We start from the raw sequence: 25,738 nt of genomic DNA, 5'->3' as shown, positions 1-25,738 counted from the left end.
GCGCAAGAGCGTCGAGCCCGTCACTTATCCGCCTCAATTGACGGGGAGAGAGCCGCGCCCAAGGCGGCCAGGTTCGGCGCTTCGGAGCGGTTCGGGCACTTCCCGTTCAGAAAGGGTTTTCCGCAATGAATTTCCGTTACTTGGCCGCGTCCGTCCGGCCGCGCGGGCGACTTCTCGCCCTGTTGACGGCGACGGCGTTGGCCGTTCCGTTTGCCGCCGAGGCCCAGACCCCTGCGCCAGCCCCCGGCGCACCCGCCGCGCCCAAGGCCTCCCCGCCCCGGCTCCGAAGGCGGCTCCCAAGGCAGCTCCCAAGGCTCCGGCGCCCGCAGCATCCCCGCAGGCCCAGCAGGCTCCGGCGCAGGGCGCCCCGCAGCAGGGCGCAGCCCAGCCCGCCGATCAGCAGATCCAGCTGATCTATGCGCCCTGGACCAAGTTCTGCCTCAAGGGCCAGGACGCCAATGCCAAGCAGGTCTGCTTCACCGGTAAGGACGGCCGCATCGAGTCGGGCCAGCCGGTCATCGCGGCCGTGATCATCGAGCCGGAAGGCGAGCCGAAGAAGATCCTGCGCGTGACGCTGCCGCTCGGCATGCAGCTCGTGCACGGCACCCGCATCATCGTCGACAGCAACGCGCCGCTGCAGCAGCCCTATGTGATCTGCTTCCAGAACGGCTGCATGTCGGACTACGAGGCCACGCCCGAGCTCATCAACAACATGAAGAAGGGCCAGAATCTCGTTGTCCAGGCGATCAACGCCAATGGCGCGCCGCTGACCTTGCCGCTGCCGCTCACCGGCGAATTCCAGAAGGCCTATGACGGTCCGCCGACCGATCCGAAGGTGTTCGAGGAAACCCAGAAGAAGCTCCAGGAAGAGCTGCAGAAGAAGGCCGAGGAGCAACGCAAGAAGCTCGAGCAGCAGGGTGGTGGCGCGCCCGGCGCGGCTCCGACCGGCCAGAAGTAATCGGGAGCTAATCCCGGACGTGAAAAAGGCGCTCGGCTCGAGCGCCTTTTTTGTGTGTGCCGAGTATGAACGACAGCTTGGAGGTGGAAGTCCTCTATCCAGCCTGATGACGGCGAAGGATTAGCGAAGCGCAAGGGCGTCATCGCGAGGTGGGGTCTGAAGACAGCGTGGAGCAAAGCCGCGGCTCGATGGACAATTACCGGATAACGAGGCCTACCCGGCCGGACGAGCGAGCACATGATCGCGAAGTCCATGGTCATCAAGGGACGGGGTGGTAAATCCGGCGAGCGTGCGGTGAAGGCGGTCGGTCTTACCTCGGGAGGTCTGTGCTGTGTCCCGGCAACGGGACTGAGGTCGTCGTAAGGCGATCTGACCGCAGCGCAGAAGTCAGCAGCGGGCATAGTAGGCGGCGGCGTGCCGCCGAAGGCCCAAACGGTAGAAGCGGTTAGTAGAACGGTGATCTCGCGCGAGCCATGCGGCAGAAGAATCAGGTCAAGCTGAACTTGGGCACCGGAACGAAGGGTGAAGCCCCGAACGCCGCCGCCCGAGAGACCGTAGCGCGCGCGGCGGCCACCGCCCTCGAACGCCCGGCGGACGAAGGGCCGTCGATGGAAGCAGTTGTTGGGCGTGAGAATCTGAAGAAAGCGTTGGCGCAAGTGACGCGCAACAAGGGCGCGGCGGGCGTCGACGGGATGACCGTCGGCGAGCTGCCGGGCTACCTGAAAGAGCATTGGCCCACGATCCGGGCCCAGTTGCTTGAGGGCACCTACAAACCGCAGTCGGTGCGGCGGGTGGAGATACCGAAGGCGTCGGGCGGCCTACGGCTGCTTGGCATCCCGACGGTGCTCGACCGCTTCATCCAGCAGGCGGCGATGCAGGTGCTACAGGCGGATTGGGATGAGACGTTCTCCGAGACCAGCTTCGGCTTCCGGCCGGGGCGCTCGGCGCATCAGGCGGTGGAGCGGGCGCAGGCGTATATTGCGTCCGGACATGCCGTCGTCGTGGACATCGACCTGGAGAAGTTCTTCGACCGGGTCAACCACGACATCCTGATGGGGCTCATTGCCAGGCGGGTGGCTGACAAGCGCCTCCTCAAGTTGATCCGTGGCTTCTTGACCACGGGTGCGATGGAGGGAGGACTGGTCAGCCCGACGGAGGAGGGCACGCCGCAAGGCGGTCCGCTCTCGCCGCTATTGTCGAACCTGATGCTGGATGTGCTGGACAAGGAATTGGAGAAGCGCGGCCATCGCTTCGTGCGCTATGCCGACGACTGCAACATCTATGTGCGCAGTCGGAAGGCGGGTGAGCGGGTGCTGGCGGGCATCGAACGGTTCCTCGAAAAGCGCCTCAAGCTCAAGGTCAACAAAGCCAAGAGCGCGGTCGCCAAACCGAGCGTTCGCAAGTTCCTGGGCTTCAGCTTTACCGGCGAAAAAGAACCGCGCCGGCGCATCGCGCCGCAGGTACTCGCCCGCTTCAAGGCGAAGGTCCGAGGACTGACGCGACGCACCTGCGGCCGAAGCCTCGCGCAGATTGCCAAGGAGCTGTCGCGCTATCTGATCGGATGGCGCGGCTACTTCGGCTTCTGCCAAACCCCGTCGGTATTGCGCACACTTGACGAATGGCTCAGGCGGCGGTTGCGCGCCATCGCCTGGAAACAATGGAAGCGCGGTGACACTCGTTTTGCCGAGTTGCGACGTCGCGGCGTCGGCCGGGAGCTGGCGGCACAAACCGCCGGCAGCCCGCATGGCCCTTGGCGGCTCGCCAACAGTCCTGCGCTCACCATCGCCATGCCAATCGCGTTCTTCGGCACACTCGGCTTGGCTTCCGTCGCGGCACAGCGGCCCGCATAATCCACCGAACCGCCGTATACGGACCCGTACGTACGGTGGTGTGGGAGGGGCGGAGTCGCGAGGCTCCCCCCTATCCCGATTGTCGCTCTTCGATCGGTCGACCTGCTCACCTCTCCCGAAGGGAGAGGTGAGCACCGAGCTGTTCGTCGCGTTCTAGAGCATGTTGTTTTTGACTGGAATCGGGATTCCCACTGGGAGCGATTTCTGATTCAACATCCATGCTGGAGGGCGGAGGCCAGCATGGATGACGCGACCCTATTCGGAAGACATCCGGGAACGGGCTTTGGCGCGAGCTGACGCAGGGGAAACGGTTCGTTCGATTGCCGAGGCGCTCCAGATCAGCCCCTCCTGCGTGACGAAGTGGAAGAATCTGAGGCGGGATACCGGAGGCCTGGCGCCCGGCCAGATCGGCGGCCACAAGAAGCGGGTTCTGTCGGATGCCAACGCCGACTGGCTGCGCAAACGCATTCGCTCGGGGCCATTCACCTTGCGCAAGCTGACGCAGGAGCTGGCTGCACGGGGGATCAAGACAGACGTGCGGGCGGTGTGGACTTTTGTTCACGCCGAGGGGCTCAGCTTCAAAAAAAACGCTTCTACCGGCCGAGCAGGATCGCCCAGACGTCGTCCGTAAGCGGACCCGCTGGAAAGCACATCAAGGCAGGATCGACGTCGCACGGTTGGTTTTTATCGACGAGACGTGGATCAAGACCAATATGGCGCCGCTACGCGGCTGGGGGCCTTGTGGACAGCGCCTCCAAGCATCTGCACCTTTCGGCCATTGGAAGACCATGACCTTCATCGCGGCGCTGCGTCACGATCGGATCAGCGCGCCTTGGGTGATCGATGGTCCCATCAATGGTGAGCTCTTCACGCTGTACGTCGAGAAGGTGTTGGCACCCACCCTCGCACCGGGCGAGATCGTCGTTCTCGACAATCTTGGCAGCCATAAGGGCAAAGCGGCTCGCCAAGCCATCCGCGCCAGAGGCGCCCACCGCATCTTCTTGCCGCCATATAGCCCTGACCTCAATCCGATCGAGCAGGTCTTCGCCAAACTCAAACATCTCATGCGAGCTGCCGAGCCCCGTGACGTGGAGGCAACCTGGAGAAAGGCTGGTGAACTCCTCGATCTCTTCTCCGAGACGGAGTGCACCAACTACTTCAAAAACTCAGGCTACGTTTCCGTATAAAAACATCATGCTCTAGTTCAGCGAGGGATTGCGCGGACGGTAGCCGCCGGCCTTGTCCTTGACGAAGATCTCGGCGACCTGAGAATGCCGGACCGGCTCGCCGGAATCATCCGGCAACAGGTTCTGCTCCGAGACATAGGCGACGTATTCGGATTCCGCGTTCTCCGCGAGCAGGTGATAGAACGGCTGGTCCTTGTGGGGCCGCACCTCCTCAGGGATAGACAACCACCATTCCTCGGTGTTGTTGAATTCCGGATCGATGTCGAAGATCACCCCCCGGAACGAGAAGATCCGGTGGCGAACGACCTGTCCGATCTGGAATTTGGCGGTCCGCGCTTTAATCATCCCCCGTCGATAGACCAGGATTGTGGCCGATGCTAGTGCCCTTGGCTGGAATTAACCTTCGTTTCCGGGACGGATAGCCCCCAAGCCTTCAGAAAAAACTTCAGCAATGGTCGATATCCTCAATCTGGCGCTGCCTTATTTCGGCTTGATCTTCGTCGGTTTCGCCTGCGGCAAGGTCAAGTCCATCCCGGAATCAGGGCTCGCCTGGATGAACTTCTTCCTGCTCTATGTGTCGCTGCCGGCGCTGCTGTTTGCGATCATGTCGAAGACGCCGTTTTCGGAATTGAATAACCCGCCGTTCCTGGTGGCGACGACGCTGTCGACGGTTGCGGCATTCACTCTGGCGCTGGTGGTCGGCAAGCTACTGGGACGGCTAACGCTGCGCGAAGCGACGCTCGCGGGCCTCTCCGGCGGCTACGGCAATATCGGCTATATGGGCCCGGGCCTCGCGCTCGCGGTGCTCGGGCCGAAGGCTGCCGCGCCGACCGCGCTGATCTTCTGCTGCGACAGCATCTTCCTGTTCACGATCGTGCCGCTCTTGATCGAGCTTTCCGACCGCGACCATCCCTCGCTGGTTCACGCTTTCGGCGTTGTGCTCAAGCAGATCGTGCTCAATCCGCTGATCATGTCCGCCTGCTTCGGCGCCGCGGTGGCCGCATTGCATATCGAGCTGCCGGTCGCGCTCGACCGCACGATCACCTTCCTGCAGAACGCGGCCGCGCCGACCGCGCTGTTCGTGCTCGGCGTGACCGTGGCGCTCCGTCCGTTCGATCGGGTGCCGTGGGAGGTGCCGGGCGTGATCGCGGTCAAGCTGATGATCCATCCGCTCACAGCGTTCGCCCTGATGCTGGCGTTCGGTCCGTTCGCGCAGCCGTGGGCCGCCACCGCCGTGCTGATGGCCTCGCTGCCGCCGGCGCTCAACGTGTTCGTCATCGCCCGACAGAACGATGCCTGGATCGAGTCCGCCTCCGTCGCGGTGCTGCTCGGGACCTTCGCCTCGGTGGTCACGCTGACCAGCGTGATGTGGGCGATCCAGACGGGAAGGTTGGCGTTTCCTTAAGCGGGCTTGGCCGCCACCAGACCTACCTTCGCCACGTCGGCGTCAGGCCTTCGCGCATCGCAAAGCGGCGGAGCGGGCCGATCGCGCCGAGGAGGTGCATGCCGACGGCGCGGACGGGCTGAAGCGGCAGGAAGTCGTTGAGCAAAGAGCGGTTGGCGATGTCGATCGCAAACGTGCGGCTCAAGATGTCCGGCCGGCGCGCGCGGTCATAGCGCTTGAGCAGGTCGTCCGCGCCCGGGTCCTGTCCCGCAGCGATGGCCTCGCCCGCGAGGCGGGCGATGTCCGCGGCATCGCGCAGGCCGAGATTGAGGCCCTGAGCGCCGATCGGCGGCACCACATGGGCGGCTTCGCCGACCAGCGCGATACGGTCGCGGCCGAAGCATTTCGGACGCTCGATCGCGAGCGGGAACAGGTTGCGCCCGGGCTCGACCGTCATGCGTCCGAGGATCGAATGCGACTGCTTCTCGATCGCGGCCGACAGCTCCTCGTCGCTCAAGCCGCGCAGCCGTTCGGCCTCCGCTGGCGCCGAGACCCAGACGATGCTCGAGCGGTCGCCGGGCAGGGGCACGAACACGCAAGGCCCGTGCGGTGTGTGGAACTCGGTCGAGACATTGCGATGGGGCCGGGCATGGCCGACGTTGAAGGTCAGCGCAGTCTGGCTCAGGTCGCGCCGCGTCACCTCGATGCCGGCAGCCTCGCGGCACAGCGAGTGCCGGCCGTCGGCGCCGACCACGAGGCGAGCCGAGAGAAACTGTCCGGACGCCGTGCGCAATGCGACGTCGACGGCTTCGATGACGACTCTTTCGGCCTCGTCGTCGAAGCGGACCAGATTGGGCAGCTCGGCCGCACGCGCTTCCAGCGCCAGCATCAGCGAGCGATTGTCGATGTTGTAGCCAAATGCATCGAGACCGATTTCGTGACAGGAGAAGCGCACCTCCGGGGCGCGAAACAGCCGGCCGGTGTCGTCGACGAGGCGCATGACTTCCAGCGCCGCCGCCTTGTCCCTGCAGCGCGACCAGACGTCGAGGCTTTCCAATAGATCGATGGAGGCACCGAGCAATGCGGTGGTGCGATTGTCGGCATAGGGCACGCGGCGCGCTACCAGCGCGGTCCGGGCACCCGCCTGCGCCAGGGCGATCGCCGCGGCAAGGCCGGCCGGTCCGCCCCCGATCACGGCCGCGTCATGGAGTGTCGATGCGTCTGTCATGGAACGACATTTGACACGCCGGGCGGCAAATTCAAGCCCACCTATATTTCCCTGATTTTATCGCGAATTGTGCGATCGTGCGCCGCAATGGCGGATGTGCAAACCGGTCGCATTCTGATAGCAGAAGCCATGGATACGCAGCAGGATTCCCTGAAGCCGAGACCGGCGATCCGCGCCGCTGCCTTCTCGGTGCACATCTTCACCGCATTCGGCGCGGCGATCGCGCTGCTGGCGATGCTGGAGGCCGTGCGCGAGCACTGGGCGGCGATGTTTCAATGGCTGGGCGTCGCGCTGATCATCGATGCGGTCGACGGGCCGATCGCGCGCCGGCTCGACGTCAAGAACGTGCAGCCCAACTGGTCGGGTGACGTGCTCGATCTCGTGGTCGACTTCGTCACCTATGTGTTCGTGCCGGCCTACGCGATCGTCGCCAGCGGCATGCTGCTGCCGGTCGCGGCCCCCTTGCTGGGCATCGCCATCATCGTCACCAGCGCGTTGTATTTCGCCGACCAGCGCATGAAGGCCGACGACAATCATTTCCGCGGCTTCCCGGCGCTGTGGAATGCGGCCGCGTTCTATCTGTTCCTGCTGCATTGGCCGCCGCTGTGGGCGACGCTGCTGGTCGCCGCGCTGGTCGTGCTGACGTTCGTGCCGTTCCATGTGCTGCATCCGGTCCGCGTCGTGCGGCTGCGCTGGCTGACGATGTCGCTGCTCGCGATCTGGGCGGTGCTCGCCTTCTACACGCTGCAGATGGATTTTCGCGTCGGCACCGGCGTCACCGTCGTGCTCTGCGCCATCGCGCTCTGGATCAGCTTCAGCGACGCCTTGATCCGCCTGGCGAGATCCTTGGCGAGATCCTTGGCGTGATGCACCTGTTCCTGATCGCCAAGGCGACGCACGATATTCACGGCGAGGTCGAATCCGATGAGAGCGAGGGCGAGGCGAAGTCCACGGGCAACGCCTTCTTCTGGGTGATCGTCCAGATCGTGATCATCGAGATCGTGTTCTCGCTGGACTCGATCATTACCGCGATCGGTACGTGCTGGCCAGGCGCAACCGCCGGAAAGCCGCCAATAGTCGCGTTGGGTCGTTCCAGTCGGCGTCGAGTTGACAAGGCGGACGCGATGGCTTTCGCTCAGCCGCAAGAAGAGGAGGTCAGGCGATGACGAAAGCCATCCGTGTGCACAAGGTCGGAGGCCCCGAAGCCCTGGTCTATGAGAGCGTCGACGTGCCGGCGCCCGGGCCGGGCGAGGTGCGCATCCGCCAGCACGCGGTCGGCCTCAACTTCATCGACGTCTATTATCGCACCGGCCTCTACAAGGCGCCGGGACTGCCCTTCATCGCCGGCAACGAGGCCTCGGGCGAGGTTGTCGCGGTCGGGCCTGGCGTCACGCATTTTCATCCCGGCGACCGCGTTGCCTACTACCACAATCTCGGGGCCTATACCGGCGAGCGCAACATCCCCTGGGAAAAGCTGGTCAAGCTGCCCGATCACATCACCTACGAGCAGGGCGCCGTGCTGATGTTGAAGGGGTTGACGGTCTGGTATCTGCTGCACAAGACCTTCAAGGTCGAGCCGCATCATCGCGTGCTGGTCCACGCCGCCGCCGGCGGCATCGGCCTTTTGGCTTGCCAATGGGCGCGGGCGCTCGGCGCGCATGTCATCGGCACCGTCGGCTCGCGCGAGAAGGCCGAGCTTGCGGAGGCCAATGGCTGCGATCACGTCATCCTTTATAACGAGGAGGATTTCGTCGCGCGCGTGAAGCAGATCAGCCGCAACGAGGGCTGCGACGTCGTCTATGACGGTGTCGGCAAGGCGACGTTCCCGGGCTCGCTCTCCTGCCTGAAGCCGCGCGGCATGTTCGTCTCGTTCGGCAATGCCTCGGGTCCCGTGCCGCCGTTCGCGATCGCCGAGCTCAACAATCACGGCTCGCTGTTCGCGACGCGGCCGAAGCTCAACGATTATGTCGGCACGCGCAAGGAACTGCTCGAAGGCGCCGACACCCTGTTCGCCGCGGTCATCAACGGCAAGCTGCACGTGCCGATCAACCACGCCTACGCGCTCAAGGATGCCGCCAAGGCGCATGTCGATCTCGAAAGCCGCAAGACCACGGGGGCTTCGATCTTGAAGCCGTAGTTTCCCGTGTCCCGGACAAGCCGCAACGCGTGAGCGTTGCGGCGCAGAGCCGGGACCCAGATGCGACGCACGCTGCGGAGAGATGGGCCCCGGCTCTGCAGCGCACCGCCGAAGAGGCGCTGCGCTGCGTCCGGAGCACGAGACAGGTCTTACGCCACCCGCCGTGCCGCACCGGCCTTGGTCAAGATCGCGTCGAGACATTCGGTCATCTCAGCGATCTCGTTCCTCGTGACGTTCAGCGCGGGCATGAAGCGCAAGCTGTCGACTTGCGGTGCGTTGAGCAGCACGCCGGCCTCGAACGCCTGCGCGACGATGCCTGGTGCGATCGGCAGCTTGAGGTCGAGCGCGAGCAACAGGCCGCGTCCGCGCACGCCGCCGAGGCCATGCCGGGCCGAGACCTTCTGCAGCTCGCTTTCGAGCAGGAGGCCGGTCTCGGTGACTGCCTTCAGGAAGTCGGGCTTCGCGACCTCCTCAAGCACCGCAAGCCCGGCCGCGCACATGATCGGGTTGCCGTTGAACGTGCCGCCCTGGTCGCCGTGCTCGAAGCAGGAGGCGCGTTCGGTCGCGAGCAGGGCCGCGAGCGGCACGCCGCCGCCGATGCCCTTGCCGAGCGTCATGATGTCGGGCGCGATGCCTGTATGCTCGTAGTGGAAGAGCTTTCCGGTCCGGCCCATGCCGGTCTGGATCTCGTCGAAAATGAGCAGTAGGCCATGCGCCTCGGTCAGCGCGCGCAGCTCCTGCAGGAACTGATCGGTCGCAGGCCATACGCCGGATTCCCCCTGGATCGGCTCGAGCATCACGGCGACGGTGTTGGCGTTGATCAGCTTCTCGACCGAGGCGATGTCGTTCAGCTTCGCCTTCTTGAAGCCCGCAACCTTCGGCTCGAACAGCGGCTCGAACGCCTTCTTGCCCGAGGCCGACATCGTCGCCAGCGTCCTTCCGTGGAAGCCGCCTTCGAAGCTGATGATTTCGAACGCGCCGCCTTTGTGCAGGCTGCCATATTTCCGTGCGAGCTTGATCGCGCCCTCGTTGGCTTCCGCCCCTGAGTTGGCAAAGAACACCTGATCGAAGGCGCTGTTCTCGACCAGCGCCCGCGCCAGCTTCAGGCTCGGCTCGTTGTAGAAGGCCGGGCTCGGCGTCAGCAGCCGCTTGGCCTGAGCTGCGAGCACATCGGCGATCGCGGGCGGGGAGTGGCCGAGGCAGTTCACGGCCCAGCCCTGCACGAAATCGAGATAGCGCTTGCGGCTGTCGTCCCAGAGGTAGGAGCCGGCGCCGCGGACGAACACGGTCTTGGGCCGTGCGGTGATGTCCATCAGCGCGTCATACGGATGCGTGGTCATGTCGTACTCCTCTGGAGGCGGGTGGAAAAGCGGCGCAAAAAGCAGAAAGGCCGCACCTTGCGGGTGCGGCCTTTCGCGAAAACTGGCCGAATTCAGTGGTTCAGCGGCGTCCTCGGACATGGCGCACCCTCTCGTCGTCGCGGGAGCGACGGCGGAGCATTTCGGTGCGCTGGTTGGTCCGGGCGTTGATCATGGGGCGCGTCCGTACAGCCGAACGGCAGGACTTGTCAAGCAGGCTTTTTGCAGGATGCTCGCCGAGCGTGCATCGGTCAGGTCGGGTGCGCGGCTTGCTCGGCCTCGTCGTCGCCCCAATCCGCCTCCGCAATCGCGGTGTCGATCAGCTCGCCGCGCAGCAGCTTGAGCGGCGAATTCCAGTACAGCGCGATGTTGTGGAAGGGGTCGGTCAGCACCTTGAACACCCAGACGAGGCCTGTCGTGACGTCGCGCGTGGCGAACAGCTGCAGCATGCGCGCAAGTCCGCCGCCGATGCCGATGACGAGCCAGAGCGCGCCGACATGCCGGATGAAATCGAGGCGAGAGGCCGGCGCATCGAACAATCCGAACAGCGTCGGAAAGGCGAACAGCGCAAGCGGCGCGCTGCCCCAGACCAGCAGCAGCACGATCTTGCGGGCCTGGTTGTAGCCGACCTTGACCGCTTCCTTGTACTCGTTGCTGACGTCGTTGACGGCGTCATAGCCGTTCGGCTCGAAGAAGAAATGCCCGGTCTGCCGCGTCAGCATCGCGAGCCAGCCGACGATGCCGGCGATGGCGGGGTCCTTGAACAGCAGGGCGTAGCAGCCGAGGAAGATCACGGCGCTGATCAGGTGCAGCGTCTGGTTGACGGTGCTCTGGTGGTAGAAGCGGTAATCGTCGAAGCGCTGCGTGCGCAGCATGTCCGAGAGGTGGCTCATCCTCGTTCCTCGCTCGCGTTGAAAACGCGGGCAGAGTTAGGCCGAGTCCGTGACCGCTGCGTGAATGCATTATAGTGTCACATTCCTGCGTGACGATTACTCGACGCCGTAATGCGAGAACACATCGGCGATGCCGGCATTGATTGCCTTTGCGGCCGCGATGTCGCGCTCGACGCCTTCGCTGTCACCCTTCTTGCGCTTCGCCAGTCCGCGGCCGTAGAGCGAGCCGTCGAGCCCCGGCTTGATGCTCAGCGCGGCATCGTAATCGGCAATCGCCGCGTCGAGGTTGCCGAGCTTGAGATGGGCGAGGGCGCGGCTGTCCAGCGTGTAGGCATCGTCGGGAGCCATCTTCAGCGACTGCTCGCAATCGGCCAACGCCTCCTGCAGGCGGCCGACGATCGCGCGGGTGAAGCAGCGCGAATTGAACACGTCCGCACGGTTCGCGTTCGCTCTGATGGAGCGGTCGTAATCGTCGAGCGCCAGCGCATAATCGTGCGTATCGAAATACATGTTCGCGCGCGCATAGAAGTCGCGGTCGTTGCTCGGACTGAGATCGATCGATCTGGCGAAATCGGCCAGCGCTCGGGGGCGGTCGCCGCGGTCGCGATAGATGCGTGCGCGGTTGCCGTAGGCTGGCCCGTAGTTCGGGTTGAACTTGATCGACAGATCGAAGTCCGCAAGTGCGCTCGCATCGTCGCCGTGGTTGCTGAAGGCGGTGCCGCGATTGAAATAGGCGAGCGCGAATTTCGGATCGAGCTTGATGGCCTGATCGTAGTCGGCCATCGCGAGCTCGTAGGCCTTCTTGTGAATGTGGGAGTTGCCGCGGTTGTTGAAATAGAGCGGGTCGCGGGCGTTCAGCCGAATGGCGCGCGTGTAGTCGGCAATGGCGCGATCGGCGTCGCCGAGATCGTCATAGGCGATGCCGCGATTGTACAGGAGGTCGGGATCCTTCGCATCGAGTTCGATGGCGCGGCTGAAGTCCGCCACGGCGCGCTCGGCCTCGCCACGTCGCCGAAACATTTCGCCGCGATTGGCGAGCGCATGCACATCGTCGGGATTGGCCTTGAGCAGGGCCGAGCAGCCGGCGAAGCGCCGGTCGTCGCTGCCTCCGCCGTCGTCGCCGAAGCACCACTGGCGGGCCTGCGCGGCGGATGGCGATCGCGCGTTGGCGGGGGCCGGCAGCGCGAGCAGGGCCATCGTCAGACCGATTGCGCACAGCTTGAGGAGAATCCCTGACGTTTGATCGTGTTTCATTGTTTCCCGCGTCGAAACCATTGCGCCTCTGGCGTGTTTGTGATCGAAGAACGCGACTTGGTTCGAACCGAATGCACGACCGCCCAGACCAAGAAGGCGGGACCAACCAGATAGCTCAAAGCCTTGTCCGATACGCCCTATCCGATCGACCTCGACAGCATTCGCGACGCATTTCCGCCGGGCATCGAGGCGCCGCCGCTGCTGGTCGACTTTGCGGACTGGCTCAAGGGGCGTCCCTGGGGTAGCGTCGGCTGCTTCTCGCTGCAGGGCCAATTCTCCGACTCCGCGCCGATCGTCGATGGCAGTCCCTTGCGCGACCGGTTTTCGCTGTTCATGCGGCTGCCTGACGGCTCGGCCGTCGGCGGCTGGTATGGCGCGGGTCTTGATCGCGACAATCCGCCGATCGTCGGTCTGGGCTCCGAGGGCGACTACGAGCTGCTGGCGCCGAGCCTCGATGCGCTGCTGACGAGGCTGACGTCGCAAGCTTTCGACAGGGCCTGGAGCGATCTGAAGCCGCATGACGAGGTCGAGCCTCAGACCGTCGAACTTGCGCAATGGCTCGCTGGACAGCCCGTTGGCGACAAGGCGACGTGTGACGACGGGGCCCCGGAGCTGCCTGATTTCCGCGGCTTCATGGAAAAATGGAGCCGGGACCGCGAGGATTATTGGGCCAATCATCGCATGATGGCCGAACTCGGCTGGCGCCTGGCCGCCCATCTGCCCAAGGGCAAGAACGCCTGGGATGATACGCGTTTCGAGGTTGCGATCGTCGGCAAGCAATACCAGGCGCGAATTCTCAAGCACGGGCCGCAGCCGTTCGAGGAATCCGCTTCGATCGAATCCCTGCTGCGCGAGCTGCGCGAACAGATGTGGAAGGCTCAGCCTGAGCTCGGGTTATGGTATGCGATGAGGTTCGGACTCCACGCCGACGGCCGCATCATGCCGAGCTTCGAATACGATGTGCGCCCGACCATCGATGGCGAGCCGGCGTTGCTCACCGAGGCGAAAGCCGATCTCGCCCGCGCCCCGCGCCCGGAGCGCTGGGTGCCGAAATGGCTGGCCTAACTGCATCCACACCGCAATGACGGAGAGCGTCAGAACCCCGCGACGCTGCCGTGCAGGTCGTATGCGTCGGCGCGCTCGATCTTCGCGGTGACGATCTCGCCGACGCGCAGGGGGCGGCGGCTCGTCAGATACACCGCGCCGTCGATCTCCGGCGCATCGGCCTTGGAGCGGCCCTTCGCCACCGTCGGGCCGACCTCGTCGATGATGATCTGCTGGCGCGTGCCGACCTTGCGCTTCAGCCGGCGCGCCGAGATCTTCTGCTGCCGGGCCATCAGCGCGTTGTAGCGCTCCTGCTTGACCTCTTCCGGCACCGGGTTGTCGATCGCATTCGAGGTGGCGCCGGCGACCGGCTCGTATTTGAAGCAGCCGACGCGATCGATCTCGGCCTCGTCGAGCCAGTCCAGCAGATAGGCGAAGTCGGCATCGGTCTCGCCGGGGAAACCGACGATGAAGGTCGAGCGCAAGGCGAGATCGGGACATTCCTCGCGCCAGCGCTTGATCCGCGCCAGCGTCTTGTCCTGCGCCGCCGGGCGCTTCATCGCCTTCAGCACCTCGGGGCTCGCATGCTGGAACGGGATGTCGAGATAGGGCAGCACCTTGCCCTCGTTCATCAGCGCGATGACCTCGTCGACATGCGGGTAGGGGTAGACATATTGCAGCCGGACCCAGGCACCCAACTCGCCGAGCTCGCGCGCGAGGTCGAGAAATTTTGCGCGGACCTGGCGGTCCTTCCACGGGCTCTCGGCATATTTGAGATCGACGCCGTAAGCCGAGGTGTCCTGCGAGATCACCAGCAGCTCCTTGACGCCGGCGCCGACCAGGCGCTCGGCCTCGCGCAGCACGTCGTTCGCGGTGCGCGAGACCAGATCGCCGCGCAGCTTCGGAATGATGCAGAAGGTGCAGCGGTTGTTGCAGCCCTCGGAGATCTTCAAATAGGCGTAGTGGCGCGGCGTCAGCTTGATGCCCTGCGGCGGCACCAGGTCGAGATGCGGATTGTGCGCCGGCGGCAGCGCGCGGTGCACGGCGTCGAGCACGCTCTCGTACTGCTGCGGGCCGGTGATGGAGAGCACGCCCGGATAGGCCTGCTCGATCGCTTCCGGTTCCGCGCCCATGCAGCCGGTCACGATCACCTTGCCGTTCTCGGCCATGGCCTCGCCGATCGCCGAGAGCGATTCCTGCTTGGCGCTGTCGAGGAAGCCGCAGGTGTTGACGATGACGATGTCCGCCCCGTCATGCTTGCGGGCGAGCTCGTAGCCCTCCGCGCGCAGGCGCGTGATGATGCGCTCGGAATCCACCAATGCCTTGGGACACCCGAGCGACACGAAGCTGACCTTGGGCGCAGCCGTCTGATCCATATCTGGTCTGCCTGATTGACCGGCCTGAGCTAGTCCCAATTGCCCATAATTACAACCCTTTGCATGGTTCGCGGGCGTGCTATGGATGAATCAGCTGCCGTGAGTGAGCCATGAGCGCCGAACAGTCGCCCAAAATCGTGATCGTCGACGAAAGCCCTGTCAGGGCCGCGATCCTGGAGGAGGGATTGCGGGAGGCCGGGTTCACCCAGGTCGTCCATATCAGCGAGATGCAGAGCCTGCTCGCCCGTATTTATGCGGTGGACCCCGATATCATCCTGATCGATCTGGAAAACCCCAGCCGTGACGTGCTGGAGGCGATGTTCCAGGTCAGCCGCGCGGTGAAGCGGCCGATCGCCATGTTCGTCGACCAGAGCGATTCAGCCTCGATCCAGGCCTCGGTCGAGGCGGGGGTGTCGGCCTATATCGTCGACGGGCTGAAGAAGGAGCGCATCAAGCCGATCCTCGACCTCTGCGTGTCCCGCTTCAACGCCTTCGCAAAGCTCCAGGAGGAACTCGAGCGCACCAAGTCGCAGCTCGAGGACCGCAAGATCATCGAGCGCGCCAAGGGCATCCTGATGAAGGTGAAGGGTCTGACCGAGGACGAGGCCTATGTGCTGCTGCGTTCCACCGCGATGCGCGAGAAGAAGAAAATCGGCGAGATCGCGCAGTCGATCATCACCGCGTCGGAGATGCTGAAATGACTGCTACCCTCCGCATCGGGTTCATTCCGCTGGTCGATGCCGCCGCCCTGATCGTCGCAGTCGACAAGGGCTTTGCCGCCACTGAGGGGCTCGATGTCGAGCTGGTACGCGAGGTCTCCTGGTCGAACGTTCGCGACAAGCTCAATATCGGCCTGTTCGACGCCGCGCATCTGCTCGCGCCCGTCGCGATCGCGTCCTCGCTCGGGCTTGGCCACGTCAAGGTGCCGATCGCCGCGCCCTTCAATCTCGGCATCAACGGCAATGCCATCACGGTGTCGCCGGCGCTTCATGCCGCGCTGATGGAGGAGATCGACGGCGACCGTTTCGATCCGATGGCGACGGCGAAAGCGCTGGCGAGGGTGGTCGCCAAGCGGCGCAAGGCAGGGGCCGAGCCGCTGACCTTCGGCATGACCTTCCCGTTCTCGACCCACAATTACCAATTGCGGTTCTGGATGGCGGCGGCCGGCGTCGATCCCGACGAGGACGTGCGCCTCGTGGTGCTGCCGCCGCCCTACATGGTCGACAGCCTCAAGAACGGCCACGTCGATGCGTTCTGCGTCGGCGCGCCCTGGAACTCGGTCGCAGTCGATCTCGGCATCGGCCACATCCTGCATTTCGTCGCCGACATCCTGGTCCGTGCGGCGGAGAAGGTGCTGGCGGTCCGGCAGACCTGGGCCGACAAGAACCCGGATGTGGTCGCAGCCCTGGTGCGGGCAGCTGCAAAGGCCGCCGAGTTCATCGAGCATCCCGAGAACCGGACCGAGGCGGCGCAAATCCTGGCGCAACCGGAGCGGATCGGCGTCGACGCCGAGGTCATCCAGCGCACCCTCACCGGGCGCCTGAAGATCTCGCCCGATGGCACCTTCCGCGAAAGCGGCCGCTACCTGCTGGTCGGACGCGAAGGGGCAGGGCGGCCCGATCCGGTCCAGGCCGCCTGGCTCTATGCGCAGATGGTGCGCTGGGGCCAGACGGCGCTCACTCCTGACGGCGTCAAGACGGCGATGGCGGTGTTCAGGCCCGATCTCTACGACGCGGCGCTCGGCAACAGGGCGCCGACCCAGGCTCCCGCAGCGTTCGGCGCCTTCGCCGGGCCGACCTTCGACCCCGCCGATATCCGCGGACATCTCGAGGCCTTCGGGGTCGGGCGCTGGAAGGCCTGATTCGGAGCTGCTTTGTTCTTGAGCACGTCAGTTGGTTGGCTAATGTTTGAGCGCACTGCTCGAATTTCGGGAGAGTTCCCAGACCGGGATCCTCTGGGCTTCGTTATAACTACCTGAAAATGCACGAGTTTCTATTTTCGTCAAGCTGGCACGCAACTTGAATGTTGCACTGCGGCCAGCTTGTCATAGGTGCCTGCTGAGCCAAGTCCCACAGCAACGAAGCTGATCGGACCGTGGGTGACGAAGCCGGCTCCTGAGCCAGCCTGGAGTCCCTCGCGGGTCGCGCAATCCGTCGGAGCCACTTTGGTGGCCGCAGGAGCTTCGTTACCGACCATGAAAATCGATACGCTCTCAGTCGAATTTACCGACGAGCAGAAACGCTATCTCGAAGGCTTCACGACCGGCCTGCAGATCAGCCGCGTCGGCCGCGGCCTTGGTGGCGGCAGCGGCAAGGCGAATGCCGAGCCTGTTGGTCCCGACGCCGTCCATATCAAGGCGCAGGACAAGGTGATCGCGTCGGGCAAGAAGCTCGCCGACCAGGAGAAGTTCAAGCGGGACGAGCACCCCTTCGACGCCTATCCGCGGATGCGCCAGCAGGCGCTCGACAACACCCCGCCGAGCCCGGCGGACAATTTCCGCTGGCGCTATTACGGCATCTTCTACGTCGCGCCGACGCAGGATTCCTACATGTGCCGCCTGCGCATCCCGAACGGCATCATGAAGCATTGGCAGCTGTCGGGCCTTGCCGATCTCGCCGACGAGCTCTGCGGCCCCTACAGCCACGTCACCACGCGCGCCAATCTCCAGCTGCGCGAGATCCCGCCGAAGCACGCGATCAGAATGATCGAGGGCATCCAGGAGCTCGGCCTGTGCTCGCGCGGCTCCGGCGCCGACAACATCCGCAACGTGACGGGAACGCCGACCGCGGGTATCGATCCGCAGGAGATCATCGACACGCGGCCCTATGCGCGCGAGTGGCACTACCACATCCTCAACGATCGCTCGCTCTACGGCCTGCCGCGCAAGTTCAACGTCGCCTTCGACGGCGCCGGCAGGATCGCGGTGCTGGAGGAGACCAACGATATCGCCTTCACCGCCTACGAGGTGAAGGACGGTTTCGGCGTCGAGCCGGGCGTCTGGTTCCGGCTCGGCCTCGGCGGCATCACCGGCCACAAGGACTTTGCGAAATATTCCGGCATCATCGTCAGGCCGGAGCAGGCGACCGCGGTTGCCGACGCCATCGTGCGCGTGTTCATCGAGCACGGCGACCGCACCAACCGCAACAAGGCGCGGCTGAAATACGTGCTCGACGCCATGGGCCACGACGGCTTTCTCAAGCTGGTCGAGGAGCGGTTGAAGACGCCGTTCATGCGCGTGCCGGAAGAGGCGTTCGCGCCGCGCCCCGCGGCGGATCGCATGGCCCATATCGGCGTTCACAAGCAGAAGCAGGACGGCCTCAACTGGATCGGCGTATCGCTGACGCTCGGCAAGCTCAGCTCCGATCAGATGCGGGGCCTCGCCAAGGTTGCGCAGGATCTCGGTGACGGCGAGATCCGGCTCACCGTCTGGCAGAACCTCTTGATCCCGGGCGTGCGCGACGAGAATGTCGAGCTCGCCGTTGCCGCCATCAAGCGGATCGGGCTCGCGGTCGAGGCCTCGCATATCCGCGCCGGCCTGATCGCCTGCACGGGCAATGCCGGCTGCCGCTTCGCAGCGTCCAACACCAAGCGCAATGCTGCGGAGATCGGTGACTGGTGCGAACCACGCGTCGCCATGGACAAGCCGGTGAACATCCATCTGACCGGCTGCCATCATTCCTGCGCGCAGCACTACATCAGCGACATCGGCCTGATCGGCGCGCGCGTGCCAGTGAACGAGGAGGACACGGTCGAGGGCTATCACCTCTTCACCGGTGGCGGGTTCGGTCCCGACGCCGATGTCGGGCAGGAGGTCTATCACGACCTCAAGGCCGAGGACGCGCCGAAGACGGTCGAGGCGCTGCTCAAGGCCTATCTCGCCCACCGCGCCTCGCCTAATGAAACCTTCCTCTCCTTTGCGCGCCGCCACGACGGCGAAACGCTGCGCAAGCTTGCCGATGCACAGGTGTCCGCATGAACCAGATCACGCCTCCGCCGAAACTCGACATCATTCCCGCCAGCGCGCCGTTCTCGGAAGCGCAGCGCTCCTGGCTGAACGGCTTCTTTGCCGGACTGCTCTCGCCTGACGTCGCAACGCCGTTGTCGGCGGAGCAGGGCGCCTCGGTCATGCCGGCTGGCGACGGCGACGACGGCGAAGCGCCGTGGCACGACCAGACCATGCCGATCGCCGAGCGGATGAAGCTTGCCGAAGGCCGTCCCCTGCGCCGCAAGATGATGGCGGCGATGGCGCAGCAGGATTGCGGCCAGTGCGGCTACAATTGCCACGATTATTCGGAAGCGATCGCGAGCCGCAGCGAAGCACGACTCAATCTCTGCGTCCCCGGCGGCAAGGAAACCGCGCGGATGCTGAAGTCGCTGTACGAGGAGCTCGACAAGGCGCCCGCGGCCAAGATCGGCGACAAGACCGCCGACAAGCCCGACGCTCCGGCGCCGGCCGTGACAGTGACGATCGCAGAGCCCGGCCGCTCGCGCGACAATCCGATCGAGGCGACGTTCCTGTCGCGCCGCCTTCTCAACAAAGGCAAGTCGGAGAAGGAAACCTATCACATCGAGTTCGATCTCTCCGAGAGCAAGCTCGACTATGTCGTTGGCGACAGTTTTGGCGTCTTCCCGCGCAACGACGTCGGCCTCGTCGACCAGATCATCGCGCTGCTCGGCGCCTCCCACACCACCAAAGTCAACGGCAAGACGCTGCGCGAGGTGCTGATCGACGATGTCTCGCTGTCGCCGGCGCCCGATACGCTGTTTGAGCTGATCTCCTTCATTACCGGCGGCGCGCAACGCGAGAAGGCGCGGTCGCTGGCGCAGGGCGAGGATCCTGATGGCGATGCCGCGACCCTCGACGTGATGGCGGCGCTGCAGAAGTTTTCCGGCACGCGGCCGCATCCGGAAGCCTTCGTCGAGGCGCTGGAGCCGCTGCAGCCGCGGCTCTACTCGATCTCGTCCTCGCACAATGCGACGCCGGGAAAGCTGTCACTGACGGTCGACTCCGTGCGCTACGTCATCGGCAAGCGCAAGCGGCTCGGCGTCGCCTCGACCTTCCTCGGCGAGCGGATCAACGAGGGCGAGAAGCTCAAGGTCTATGTGCAGAAGGCGCACAATTTCGGTCTGCCGCAGGATCCGAAGACGCCGATCATCATGGTCGGTCCCGGCACCGGCATCGCGCCGTTCCGCGCCTTCCTGTTCGACCGCAAGGCGACCGGCGCGCCCGGCAAGAACTGGCTGTTCTTCGGCCATCAGCGCAGCGATTGCGACTTCTTCTACCAGGACGAGCTCAACGCGATGAAGACCTCCGGGCTTCTGACGCGCCTGTCGCTGGCCTGGTCGCGCGACGGCGAGAAGAAGTTCTACGTGCAGGACCGCATGCGCGAGGTCGGCCGTGAGCTGTGGACCTGGCTCGCCGAGGGCGCACATCTCTACATCTGCGGCGATGCCAAGCGCATGGCCAAGGATGTCGAGCGCGCGCTGGTCGACATCGTCGCCCAGTTCGGGGCACGTTCGACCGATGAGGCCGTCAGTTTCGTCGCCGAGCTCAAGAAGACCGGGCGCTTCCAGGCTGACGTGTACTAGGCCTGCTGTCACTCCACCGTCATCCGGGCCGGTTCCAACTGGCTCGGATTTGAACGAATAAGATTCTCGGAACCCGGCGGTAAAGAGAATTTTGCGCCTGCGATGTGGGGCCTCCAGAGGACCTTCATCGCTATTTCCGCCACCATCTTGCCTCCCGCCCTGGTTGATCCTTCATACTCCCGCAAATGGGGCGTTGGAGATCGACCATGCGCGAACTATCGGCCGAAGCCAGGCTGCACTTCTACGCGCGCTCGCTCTCGCGCCGGACCGGGGCGAGCATGCACCACGTTGCGATGTACAGCGCGTTTGCGGTCATCGCGGCGATCGTGTTCGGGACGCTCTCGGCGCATCCGTTTTGAGGTGTCGTTCCGGGGCGGCGAAGCCGAACCCGGAACCTCGAGATTCCGGGTTCGGCTTCGCCGCCCCGGAATGAAGGCAGAACTCACGCCCCGCGCTTGAACGGCGCCACCTCAATCCCCGCAGCCTTCAACGCCTGACGCAACGTCCGCGCGATCTCGACCGCGCCGGGCGTATCGCCGTGGATGCAGACCGTGTCCGTGCGCATCTTGATGACCTTGCCGGTGACCGACACCACCGCGCCGTCCTGCACCATGCGCACCACGCGGTCGGCGATCGCCTTGGCATCGTGCAGCACCGCGCCCGGCTTCTTGCGCGAGACGAGGTTGCCGTCGTCCTCATAGGCGCGGTCGGCGAACACCTCGTGCACCATCGGCAGGTTGGCCGCTTCGCCGGCCTTCACCAGCTTCGAATTGGCGAGCACGACGAAGATCAGGCTGGGATCCACCGCCTTGATGCCGGCGGCGATCGCCTTCGCCGTCATGTCGTCCTCGCAGGCGACGTTGGAGAGCGCGCCGTGCGCCTTCACATGCGTGACCTTGTGGCCGGCCGCGGTCGCGATCGCCTGCAGCGCGCCGATCTGGTAGGCGACGAGGTTCTCGATCTCGGAGGCCTTGAGCCCTGCGATCGGATGCCGGCCGAAGCCGTGCAGGTCGCGATAGCCGGGATGCGCGCCGACCGAGACGCCGCGCGCTTTCGCAAGCTCCACCGTCCGTCGCATGATGTCGGGGTCGCCGGCATGGAAGCCGCAGGCGACGTTGACCGAGCTTGCGAGCTCGATCATGGCGGCGTCGTTGCCCATCTCCCAGGCGCCAAAACCTTCGCCGAGGTCGCAATTGAGATCAACGGTTGTAATCATGACGATTTCCTTCGGAGTAATCCAATCGCATTTAGCGCTCGGAGTTTACAAATTCGGACGCATCTAGCTGCGAGCAACCCGCTAAAAGAGTTCCCTGTGAAACTGCGAAACATAGCGATACGGATTAGTTCGCGCTTTCAGACCCTGCCAACCAAGATCCCCAGTAATCTTCAAGGACGATAAGGCCGTTGCGCCAGTTAGGGCCGCCGCAAGAGCCGATGTAGCTCCTAGAGCAACTGCTCCCGCATAGGCGACTAGACCGTCCCTAAGCATCGAAAGCGGCTTGAGGTCGAACGATGCCTTCAAGTTCGACAATCTAACAGGAAACTGCCACTCTGAAGCTACTCTGATAGCTGCTTTACACTTTTCGTCGATGTGTCGACGACAGTTCTCCAATTCGGTTGGCGGATCTTTACTAGCGCTTATTTTCTCAACGAGTCCGTCGATTTCGAGTCTTAGTCCCTGGAGCTCATCATAGCGCTTCAGACGAAATTCCAGCACTTCGTTGAGTGGGACCCCCTTATCCGGAACAGGGATGGCGTCGTAGAGCTCTAGAGCTACACCGTTAGCTTGGCTTAGAATCCCATCTCTTACGAGAATAGAGTTCTCTCCCTGAGAAAGTGCCCAAACGCCGGGTTCTCTTGTGTCGAGATTGAGGAGCGTTTCTGCTTGGGCCCTAATCAAGGCTGCCGCACCGCTTCCCGCGAATCTGTACGTTGGGCGTATGAGAACCTTTGCCTGTTCCAAAAACTCGATGTCTGGACCGCCACCTATAAAGATCGAATTGTTCGTGGGCCACGCCAACTTATCCCAGTAGAGCAGCGAGGCTCGCAATTCCTGTAGGTCTGGGCTTCCTGAATTGATGAGGACAGAGTCTCCTGTGATTTCAACTGGCGCACTGATGATTAGACCACGCTTCGGCTTTCCGAAGGTGGGATCGGCCGCCGCGCGTCGCCTCGCTTCTCCCATCGCACTCCTCCCATTTGGCGTCAGCCGGTGACTCCAGACCCTACCTGCCATGTTGCCGCGTCGACGGCGTTGACGGCGTGACCCGCGACATTGGCATCGCTGAGCGCCTCGATGTTGAGCGCGACGGTGTCGGAGGAGCGCAGGCGATCGGGCAGGCTCTGGATCAGTTGCGCGAACTTGCGCGCCTCGTCCTGCGCCTCGGCCATGCTGACCGCCTTGAAGCGGAACGCGGTTCCTGCCGAGGTCTGGGCGAGGCGGCCGATATCGGCCGTGATCACGGTGGCGATCTTCGGATAGCCGCCGGAGGTGCCGCGATCCATCATCAGCGCGATCGGCGCGCCGTTGCCGGGCACCTGGATGCTGCCGTTGACGGTGCCGTCGGAGACGATGTTGTGGCCGTGCAGATGCCTGATCGCGGGGCCCTCGAGCCGGTAGCCCATACGGTCCGAGGTTGCCGAGATCTTCCACTCGCTATCCAGGAACAGCGCCTTGTTGGCGTCGTCGAATTCGTCGTCCTGCGGTCCGAGCAGCACGCGGATTGGACCTGCCGCCGGCTTCGGCAGCTCGATCCGCAGCTCCTCGGCACCGCTCGCGGCATCGACAGTGAATTCGTCGCCGGCCTGGAGTGGGCGCGGGTAGGGGCTGCCGAGGCCGGCGCGGGCGTTCACCGCGAGGCTGCCGAACACCTTCTCGCCCTTGATGGCGCCTTCGATCGCGAGATAGGTGAAGGCGCCGCCGCGCGCAAAGCCGAGCGTCAGCGTCTGGCCGTCCTTCAACGTCACCGAGGTGTCCATCGCGACCGGGCTGCCGGCGACGTCCGCATTGCGCGGCGCGCCGGATATCGCCACGCGGACGGCGCCGTCGCGGGCGATGAAGGAGGCGCCGAACGGGCCGATCTCGATAGCGGCCGCGAACGGTGCGTTGCCGACCAGAGTGTTCGCAGCCGCAAGCGACAGCCGGTCCATCGCTCCGCTCACCGTCAAGCCGTAGCGCTGGGCGCCATGGCGGCCGCCGTCCTGGACTGAGCTGGCAGGGCCGATGCTGGCAACGACGAGCCGGCTCATGCGTCCACCTGCTCGGCGACGATCTCACCGGCTTCCGCGGCGCGGTCCATGTCCTCGAATGTCTTGTGGTCGATGGCGTAGAACGTCACGCGGTCACCGGGCTCGGTGAGGAAGGTCGGATTGCGGTGGAGCTGATAGGTTCGCACCGGGGTGCGGCCGAGCAGGTGCCAGCCGCTCGGGGCGGCCAGGCACTGGATGCCGGCCTGGACGCCGCCGATCGAGATCGTGCCGGCCGGCGTCAGCAGCCGCGGTGATTGCCGTCGCGACATGTGCAGGAATTTGTCGAGGCCGCTGAGATAGGACCAGCCCGGCGTGAAGCCGATCATGGCAACCTTATAGTCGCCGCCCGAATGCCGGGCCACGATGTCATCTGGCGTGGTGCCCAGCGTCTTGGCGACGTCCTCGAGGTCGATGCCGTGCTCGCCGCCATAGGCGACCGGAACGCGCCAGCGGCGCGCCCTGGTGACCGGCGGCAGCGGCCGGGTGGCGATCGGGAGGATCTTTTCGCCCAGCGCATCGAAGCCGATCTTGCCGGGATCGTAATGGACCAGCAGCGAGCGATAGGTCGGCACGGTCTCGGTGACGCCGTCGATGGGCGCAGCTAGCAGCGCCTTGTCGAGCGCCAGCACGCGCTGGTTGGCATCGTCGTCGATGGTGCGGCTGAACTCGACCGTGACGGCACTGTCGCCACTGGGCAGAAGGCGGGGCGGGGGAAGCGTCGCGGCCATTGAGCTGTCAGAGCGCTGTCGAAATCGGGCTTCTTGGGAACGCGGGCTCGACCTTGAGTTCCGCTTGTCCCTGCTTCGCGTAAATGCGCCCGCAAGTCCAATAAATTAATCCAAGGGCCCGCGATAAACCCTTGTTATCGCGTCGCATAACAGCTCGGCGGCCCTGCGTAATTGCTAGCCTCTTGGCCCTTGACGCAGGGCCTGCGGCTCGCAAGATGCGCGCGTTCTTTCCCGCACCTTGGAGCTCGTTCTCGTCCATGTCGCTGTCCCCCGAAGCCCGCAAGACCCTTGCCGGCATCACCACCGCCACCATCACCACGGTCCTGCTGAAGAAGGGCCTGCGCAATGTGTGGATGCGCGGCGCGCGTCCGCTGCGCCCCGGTTTGCCGCGGCTGGTGGGACCGGCCTTCACGCTGCGCTTCGTGCCGGCGCGCGAGGATCTGGCGACGCCGGAATCCTGGTCGTCGCCGATCTCGACCCGTACCGCGATCGAGGCGATGCCGGAGGGCTGCATCGCTGTCGTCGATGCCATGGGCATCACCGATGCCGGCATCTTCGGCGACATCCTGTGCGCGCGCATGGTCAAGCGCGGCGTCACCGCGCTCGTCACCGACGGCGTGGTGCGTGACGTCGAGGGCGTGCTCGGCACCAATCTTCCAGTGTGGTGCGACGGCTATGCCGCGCCACCGTCGGTTGCGGGCCTCACCTTCGTCGGCTGGGGCGAGCCGATCGGTTGCGGCGGCGTTGCCGTCTTCCCGAACGACATCGTGGTCGCCGACCAGGACGGCTGCGTGCTGATTCCGCAGGCGATGCTCGATCACGTCCTCGCCGAAGGCGTCGAGCAGGAGCGGATGGAAGCCTGGATCGTGGGCGAGGTGAACAACGGCGCGGTGCTGCCCGGCCTCTATCCCATGAACGCCGAAACCAAGGCGCGCTACGCCGCCAGCAAGAAGTAACGGATAAGGAACGAGGACCCTCATGGACATCACGCTCGCCGGCACGCGGCCGACCCGCCGCGCGCCGAAGGAACATTTCACCGGCACCGTATGGCAGGACCCCATCAACATGGCCCCTGCGCCTGCGCGGCTGAACGTCTCGCGCGTCGCGTTCGAGCCGGGCGCGCGCACCAACTGGCACCATCATCCGCTGGGTCAGACGCTCTACGTGATCTCGGGCGTCGGCCGCGTCCAGACCAAGGGCGGCCCGGTCCAGGAAATCCGTCCCGGCGACACCGTCTGGATTCCGCCGGGTGAAGTGCACTGGCACGGCGCCTCGCCGACCAACGGCATGTGCCACATCGCCATGCAGGAAGCGCTCGACGGCGTCTATTCGACCTGGCTGGAGCCGGTCACGGACGCGGAGTACGGGGCGGCGTTGGGCTGACGCTCTCGTGTCCCGGACAAGACGCATCGCCCAAGGCGATGCGTCGCCGATCCGGGACCCAGAGTCTTCGCACCACTGAGAGCACTGGGTCCCGGCTCTGCGCAGCAACGCTCCGCGTTG

Annotated in this window: 23 protein-coding genes and 2 pseudogenes; 15 read left to right on the top strand and 10 right to left on the bottom strand. The window is 64.7% G+C overall.

Annotated elements, in window-relative coordinates; all coding sequences use genetic code 11:
- The first annotated feature begins 125 nt into the window (after nucleotides 1–125).
- The 3 genes and pseudogenes from N2604_RS23315 (at nucleotide 126) to N2604_RS23305 (ending at nucleotide 3,995) form a co-directional block, all read left to right on the top strand.
- Nucleotides 126–958: pseudogene (locus tag N2604_RS23315) on the top strand (invasion associated locus B family protein).
- 473 nt (nucleotides 959–1,431) lie between these two features.
- Complete coding sequence (ltrA, locus tag N2604_RS23310; protein ID WP_260370535.1) at nucleotides 1,432–2,808, top strand: group II intron reverse transcriptase/maturase; 1,377 nt, start codon at nucleotides 1,432–1,434, stop codon at nucleotides 2,806–2,808.
- A gap of 244 nt (nucleotides 2,809–3,052) precedes the next feature.
- Nucleotides 3,053–3,995 (top strand): IS630 family transposase gene (locus N2604_RS23305; protein ID WP_260370534.1). Its coding sequence is split into 2 segments (ribosomal slippage): nucleotides 3,053–3,388 and nucleotides 3,390–3,995, totalling 942 coding nucleotides; the frame shifts between segments, so codons are not numbered across the junction.
- 12 nt (nucleotides 3,996–4,007) lie between these two features.
- Here the strand turns inward: N2604_RS23305 and hspQ are convergent.
- Nucleotides 4,008–4,340: a heat shock protein HspQ gene (hspQ, locus tag N2604_RS23300; protein ID WP_024341905.1), complete on the bottom strand. Its 333-nt coding sequence runs from the start codon at nucleotides 4,338–4,340 to the stop codon at nucleotides 4,008–4,010.
- A 106-nt stretch (nucleotides 4,341–4,446) separates the two neighbouring features.
- Here hspQ and N2604_RS23295 point away from each other — a divergent pair, with 106 nt between their 5' ends.
- Complete coding sequence (locus N2604_RS23295) at nucleotides 4,447–5,400, top strand: AEC family transporter (RefSeq protein ID WP_260370533.1); 954 nt, start codon at nucleotides 4,447–4,449, stop codon at nucleotides 5,398–5,400.
- A gap of 22 nt (nucleotides 5,401–5,422) precedes the next feature.
- Here N2604_RS23295 and N2604_RS23290 read toward each other — a convergent pair whose 3' ends face one another.
- Nucleotides 5,423–6,607, bottom strand: coding sequence for a UbiH/UbiF family hydroxylase (locus N2604_RS23290; RefSeq protein ID WP_260370532.1), 1,185 nt, complete (start codon nucleotides 6,605–6,607; stop codon nucleotides 5,423–5,425).
- Nucleotides 6,608–6,694: 87 nt separating this feature from the next.
- Here N2604_RS23290 and pcsA point away from each other — a divergent pair, with 87 nt between their 5' ends.
- The 3 genes and pseudogenes from pcsA to N2604_RS23275 all read left to right on the top strand — a co-directional run bounded on the left by pcsA (nucleotide 6,695) and on the right by N2604_RS23275 (nucleotide 8,744).
- A complete protein-coding gene (pcsA, locus tag N2604_RS23285; protein ID WP_409241643.1) occupies nucleotides 6,695–7,474 on the top strand; it encodes a phosphatidylcholine synthase in 780 nt (259 codons plus the stop codon).
- A 5-nt stretch (nucleotides 7,475–7,479) separates the two neighbouring features.
- Nucleotides 7,480–7,644: pseudogene (locus tag N2604_RS23280) on the top strand (TerC family protein); the annotation flags it as partial.
- A 125-nt stretch (nucleotides 7,645–7,769) separates the two neighbouring features.
- The gene (locus N2604_RS23275; protein ID WP_260370530.1) at nucleotides 7,770–8,744 is read left to right on the top strand and encodes a quinone oxidoreductase; all 975 of its coding nucleotides are present in this window, start codon (nucleotides 7,770–7,772) and stop codon (nucleotides 8,742–8,744) included.
- A gap of 149 nt (nucleotides 8,745–8,893) precedes the next feature.
- Here the strand turns inward: N2604_RS23275 and N2604_RS23270 are convergent, their stop codons facing one another.
- The 3 genes from N2604_RS23270 to N2604_RS23260 all read right to left on the bottom strand — a co-directional run bounded on the left by N2604_RS23270 (nucleotide 8,894) and on the right by N2604_RS23260 (nucleotide 12,249).
- A complete protein-coding gene (locus N2604_RS23270; RefSeq protein WP_260370529.1) occupies nucleotides 8,894–10,084 on the bottom strand; it encodes an acetylornithine transaminase in 1,191 nt (396 codons plus the stop codon).
- 269 nt (nucleotides 10,085–10,353) lie between these two features.
- Nucleotides 10,354–10,995: a hypothetical protein gene (locus N2604_RS23265; RefSeq protein WP_260370528.1), complete on the bottom strand. Its 642-nt coding sequence runs from the start codon at nucleotides 10,993–10,995 to the stop codon at nucleotides 10,354–10,356.
- Between the two features lie 96 nt (nucleotides 10,996–11,091).
- Nucleotides 11,092–12,249, bottom strand: coding sequence for a tetratricopeptide repeat protein (locus N2604_RS23260; protein ID WP_260370527.1), 1,158 nt, complete (start codon nucleotides 12,247–12,249; stop codon nucleotides 11,092–11,094).
- Between the two features lie 123 nt (nucleotides 12,250–12,372).
- Between N2604_RS23260 and N2604_RS23255 the strand changes: the two genes are divergently transcribed.
- Nucleotides 12,373–13,314, top strand: coding sequence for a hypothetical protein (locus N2604_RS23255; RefSeq protein ID WP_260370526.1), 942 nt, complete (start codon nucleotides 12,373–12,375; stop codon nucleotides 13,312–13,314).
- Between the two features lie 29 nt (nucleotides 13,315–13,343).
- On the opposite strand, the gene rimO is transcribed toward N2604_RS23255, so the two are convergent.
- Entirely contained in the window at nucleotides 13,344–14,669 is a 1,326-nt protein-coding gene (gene rimO, locus N2604_RS23250) for a 30S ribosomal protein S12 methylthiotransferase RimO (protein ID WP_260370525.1), read from the bottom strand.
- Between the two features lie 110 nt (nucleotides 14,670–14,779).
- Here rimO and N2604_RS23245 point away from each other — a divergent pair, with 110 nt between their 5' ends.
- From N2604_RS23245 to N2604_RS23225, 5 genes are all read left to right on the top strand, one after another.
- A complete protein-coding gene (locus N2604_RS23245) occupies nucleotides 14,780–15,370 on the top strand; it encodes an ANTAR domain-containing response regulator (RefSeq protein ID WP_145633838.1) in 591 nt (196 codons plus the stop codon).
- Nucleotides 15,367–16,530, top strand: coding sequence for a CmpA/NrtA family ABC transporter substrate-binding protein (locus N2604_RS23240; protein WP_260370524.1), 1,164 nt, complete (start codon nucleotides 15,367–15,369; stop codon nucleotides 16,528–16,530). The genes N2604_RS23245 and N2604_RS23240 overlap by 4 nt, the downstream gene beginning before the upstream one ends.
- Nucleotides 16,531–16,863: 333 nt before the next feature.
- Nucleotides 16,864–18,645: a NirA family protein gene (locus tag N2604_RS23235; protein ID WP_260370523.1), complete on the top strand. Its 1,782-nt coding sequence runs from the start codon at nucleotides 16,864–16,866 to the stop codon at nucleotides 18,643–18,645.
- On the top strand, nucleotides 18,642–20,258 hold the full coding sequence (locus N2604_RS23230) for a sulfite reductase subunit alpha (protein ID WP_260370522.1): 1,617 nt from the start codon (nucleotides 18,642–18,644) through the stop codon (nucleotides 20,256–20,258). The genes N2604_RS23235 and N2604_RS23230 overlap by 4 nt, the downstream gene beginning before the upstream one ends.
- Nucleotides 20,259–20,464: 206 nt before the next feature.
- Entirely contained in the window at nucleotides 20,465–20,617 is a 153-nt protein-coding gene (locus tag N2604_RS23225; protein WP_260370521.1) for a hypothetical protein, read from the top strand.
- A gap of 83 nt (nucleotides 20,618–20,700) precedes the next feature.
- Here the strand turns inward: N2604_RS23225 and N2604_RS23220 are convergent, their stop codons facing one another.
- The 4 genes from N2604_RS23220 to pxpB form a co-directional block, all read right to left on the bottom strand.
- On the bottom strand, nucleotides 20,701–21,471 hold the full coding sequence (locus tag N2604_RS23220) for a LamB/YcsF family protein (protein WP_260376294.1): 771 nt from the start codon (nucleotides 21,469–21,471) through the stop codon (nucleotides 20,701–20,703).
- An 84-nt stretch (nucleotides 21,472–21,555) separates the two neighbouring features.
- Nucleotides 21,556–22,443: a DUF6236 family protein gene (locus N2604_RS23215; protein WP_260370520.1), complete on the bottom strand. Its 888-nt coding sequence runs from the start codon at nucleotides 22,441–22,443 to the stop codon at nucleotides 21,556–21,558.
- A 20-nt stretch (nucleotides 22,444–22,463) separates the two neighbouring features.
- Complete coding sequence (locus tag N2604_RS23210; protein ID WP_260370519.1) at nucleotides 22,464–23,507, bottom strand: biotin-dependent carboxyltransferase family protein; 1,044 nt, start codon at nucleotides 23,505–23,507, stop codon at nucleotides 22,464–22,466.
- A complete protein-coding gene (pxpB, locus tag N2604_RS23205) occupies nucleotides 23,504–24,235 on the bottom strand; it encodes a 5-oxoprolinase subunit PxpB (protein WP_260370518.1) in 732 nt (243 codons plus the stop codon). Before pxpB ends, N2604_RS23210 begins: the two co-directional genes overlap by 4 nt.
- 257 nt (nucleotides 24,236–24,492) lie before the next feature.
- On the opposite strand from pxpB, the gene N2604_RS23200 reads away from it, so the two are divergent.
- Nucleotides 24,493–25,191 carry a ribonuclease activity regulator RraA gene (locus N2604_RS23200; protein WP_260370517.1) on the top strand — a complete coding sequence of 233 codons (699 nt, stop codon included), beginning with the start codon at nucleotides 24,493–24,495 and terminating at the stop codon, nucleotides 25,189–25,191.
- A gap of 22 nt (nucleotides 25,192–25,213) precedes the next feature.
- On the top strand, nucleotides 25,214–25,618 hold the full coding sequence (locus N2604_RS23195; RefSeq protein WP_260370516.1) for a cupin domain-containing protein: 405 nt from the start codon (nucleotides 25,214–25,216) through the stop codon (nucleotides 25,616–25,618).
- Nucleotides 25,619–25,738: the final 120 nt, after the last annotated feature.

The organism is Bradyrhizobium sp. CB1015, assembly GCF_025200925.1.
Lineage (GTDB): Bacteria > Pseudomonadota > Alphaproteobacteria > Rhizobiales > Xanthobacteraceae > Bradyrhizobium.
The sequence above is the reverse complement of the archived record's forward strand: the minus strand, read 5'-3'. Positions and strand labels throughout refer to the sequence as shown.

Excerpts from the sequence above, each read along its gene's own strand:
- ltrA (WP_260370535.1), top strand. The coding sequence starts at position 1,432 with ATGCGGCAGAAGAATCAGGTCAAGCTGAACTTGGGCACCGGAACGAAG.
- hspQ (WP_024341905.1), bottom strand. The coding sequence starts at position 4,340 with ATGATTAAAGCGCGGACCGCCAAATTCCAGATCGGACAGGTCGTTCGC.
- N2604_RS23295 (WP_260370533.1), top strand. The coding sequence starts at position 4,447 with ATGGTCGATATCCTCAATCTGGCGCTGCCTTATTTCGGCTTGATCTTC.
- N2604_RS23290 (WP_260370532.1), bottom strand. The coding sequence starts at position 6,607 with ATGACAGACGCATCGACACTCCATGACGCGGCCGTGATCGGGGGCGGA.
- pcsA (WP_409241643.1), top strand. The coding sequence starts at position 6,695 with ATGGCGGATGTGCAAACCGGTCGCATTCTGATAGCAGAAGCCATGGAT.
- N2604_RS23275 (WP_260370530.1), top strand. The coding sequence starts at position 7,770 with ATGACGAAAGCCATCCGTGTGCACAAGGTCGGAGGCCCCGAAGCCCTG.
- N2604_RS23270 (WP_260370529.1), bottom strand. The coding sequence starts at position 10,084 with ATGACCACGCATCCGTATGACGCGCTGATGGACATCACCGCACGGCCC.
- N2604_RS23265 (WP_260370528.1), bottom strand. The coding sequence starts at position 10,995 with ATGAGCCACCTCTCGGACATGCTGCGCACGCAGCGCTTCGACGATTAC.
- N2604_RS23260 (WP_260370527.1), bottom strand. The coding sequence starts at position 12,249 with ATGAAACACGATCAAACGTCAGGGATTCTCCTCAAGCTGTGCGCAATC.
- rimO (WP_260370525.1), bottom strand. The coding sequence starts at position 14,669 with ATGGATCAGACGGCTGCGCCCAAGGTCAGCTTCGTGTCGCTCGGGTGT.
- N2604_RS23245 (WP_145633838.1), top strand. The coding sequence starts at position 14,780 with ATGAGCGCCGAACAGTCGCCCAAAATCGTGATCGTCGACGAAAGCCCT.
- N2604_RS23240 (WP_260370524.1), top strand. The coding sequence starts at position 15,367 with ATGACTGCTACCCTCCGCATCGGGTTCATTCCGCTGGTCGATGCCGCC.
- N2604_RS23235 (WP_260370523.1), top strand. The coding sequence starts at position 16,864 with ATGAAAATCGATACGCTCTCAGTCGAATTTACCGACGAGCAGAAACGC.
- N2604_RS23230 (WP_260370522.1), top strand. The coding sequence starts at position 18,642 with ATGAACCAGATCACGCCTCCGCCGAAACTCGACATCATTCCCGCCAGC.
- N2604_RS23225 (WP_260370521.1), top strand. The coding sequence starts at position 20,465 with ATGCGCGAACTATCGGCCGAAGCCAGGCTGCACTTCTACGCGCGCTCG.
- N2604_RS23215 (WP_260370520.1), bottom strand. The coding sequence starts at position 22,443 with ATGGGAGAAGCGAGGCGACGCGCGGCGGCCGATCCCACCTTCGGAAAG.
- N2604_RS23210 (WP_260370519.1), bottom strand. The coding sequence starts at position 23,507 with ATGAGCCGGCTCGTCGTTGCCAGCATCGGCCCTGCCAGCTCAGTCCAG.
- pxpB (WP_260370518.1), bottom strand. The coding sequence starts at position 24,235 with ATGGCCGCGACGCTTCCCCCGCCCCGCCTTCTGCCCAGTGGCGACAGT.
- N2604_RS23200 (WP_260370517.1), top strand. The coding sequence starts at position 24,493 with ATGTCGCTGTCCCCCGAAGCCCGCAAGACCCTTGCCGGCATCACCACC.
- N2604_RS23195 (WP_260370516.1), top strand. The coding sequence starts at position 25,214 with ATGGACATCACGCTCGCCGGCACGCGGCCGACCCGCCGCGCGCCGAAG.